At 67.7% G+C, this 2,006-nt stretch carries 1 protein-coding gene; it reads left to right on the top strand.

What is annotated here, in order from left to right; genetic code table 11:
• Positions 1-108: 108 nt before the first annotated feature.
• A partial coding sequence (locus IT40_RS26325; RefSeq protein WP_036761457.1) for an FdhF/YdeP family oxidoreductase occupies positions 109-2,006 on the top strand: 1,898 nt, incomplete at its 3' end.

The raw sequence follows: 2,006 nt of genomic DNA, 5'->3' as shown, positions 1-2,006 counted from the left end.
CGGACAGATTGTCCAGGACGGGCCGACAGGCTGTCCGTTGAAATCGCGGCGCCGGTCTGTTGCCATCGGGGGCAGGGGCCTGCACGGCCCGACAGGAGAACCGCGCCGATGCCCGACCGCAAGCCCGTCTACAAGACCTATCACCATGCCGCAGGCGGCTGGGGCGCGGCCGCGGCGACGGCCAGGGTGCTGATGGAGCAGAGCGTGCTGACCAAGGGCTCGCGCGCGCTGCTGTCGATGAACCAGCCCGGCGGGTTCAAATGCCCCAGCTGCGCCTTTCCCGATGCCGATTGCCGCAAGAAGCTGGAGTTCTGCGAAAACGGCGCCAAGGCGCTGGCGCATGAGGCGACGAAATCCCGCGTCACCCGCGACTTCTTCGCCCGCCACGGCGTCACCGAACTGATGGAGCGGTCGGATTACTGGCTGGAGATGCAGGGCCGGCTGACCGAGCCGATGCGCTATGACCCCGCGACCGACCATTACGTCCCGGTCGGCTGGGACGATGCCTTCGCGCTGATCGGGCGGCATCTGCGCGGCCTCGACAGCCCGCACCGGGCCGAGTTCTACACCTCGGGCCGGACGCCGAACGAGGCGGCCTTTCTTTATGCAGTCTTCGTGCGCGAGTTCGGCACCAACAATTTCCCCGACTGCTCGAACATGTGCCACGAGCCGACCAGCCGCGGCCTGCAGCCCGCCATCGGCATCGGCAAGGGCACCGTGGTCATGGCCGATTTCGAACATGCCGAGGCGATCTTCGTCATCGGCCAGAACACCGGCACCAACAGCCCGCGCATGATGACCAACCTGGTCGAGGCCCGCAAACGCGGCGTGCCCATCGTCACCATCAACCCCATGCCCGAACGCGCCCTGATCCGCTTTGCCGAGCCGCAGGACGTGGTCCAGATGGCGACCTTCGGCTCGACCAGGATCTCCAGCGAATTCGTGCATGTGAAGATCGGCGGCGACCTGGCGGTCCTGAAGGGGATGATGAAGGTGATCTTCGAACGCGACGCGGCGGGCGAGGACGTCATCGACTGGCCCTTCGTCAACGCCCATACCGCGGGGCTGGACAAGGTCCGGGCCGAGATCGAGGCGCTGGACTGGGCCGCGCTGGAGCGCCATTCGGGCATCGACCAGGCGCAGATCCGGCGGCTGGCCGAGATCTATATCCGCTCGAAGGCGACGATGATCTGCTATGGCATGGGGGTGACGCAGCACCAGCAGGGGTCGCGGCTGGTGCAGCAGGTCGCGAACCTGCTGCTGTTGCGCGGCAATTTCGGCAAGCCGGGGGCCGGGATCGCGCCGATCCGCGGGCATTCCAACGTGCAGGGCGACCGCACCGTCGGCATCGACGAAAAGCCGTCGCAGGACTACCTGGACCGGCTTGCCGCCGTCTTCGGCTTCGAGCCGCCGCGCGAACACGGCCATCACGCCGTCGAGTCGGTCGAGGCCATGCTGCGCGGCGAGGCCAGGGTCTTCATCGGCATGGGCGGGAATTTCGCCCGCGCCATGCCCGACACCCAGCGGACCTATGCGGCGATGCGCAAGCTGGACCTGACCGTCGGCATCGCGACCAAGCTGAACCGGGGCCACCTGGTCCACGGCCGGGACGCGCTGATCCTGCCCGTGGTGGCGCGTTCCGAGATCATCCGCACCGCCAGGGGCGAGCAGTTCGTCACCATCGAGGATGCCATGGCCAACGTCACCGCCTCGCGCGGGGTGCTGGAGCCGCCCGGCCCCGACTGCCTGCCCGAGGTCGAGATCGTCTGCCGCATGGCCCTGGCCACCCTGCCCGGCAGCCGCACGCCATGGGGCGAATACATCCACGATTACAGCGCGATACGCGACCGGATCGCGGATGTCTATCCGGCGATCTATGCCGATTTCAACAGCCGCATCAAGGCGCCGCACGGCTTTCACCTTGATGTGCCGCCGCGCCGGCGCGTCTGGGCCACGCCGAACGGCAAGGCGAATTTCCTGCCGCTGCCGGGGCTGGAGGTCAACGA

Source organism: Paracoccus versutus (assembly GCF_000763885.1).
GTDB lineage: Bacteria > Pseudomonadota > Alphaproteobacteria > Rhodobacterales > Rhodobacteraceae > Paracoccus > Paracoccus versutus.
Note: the sequence above shows the minus strand (reverse complement) of the source record. Positions and strands in the feature narration are given on the sequence as shown.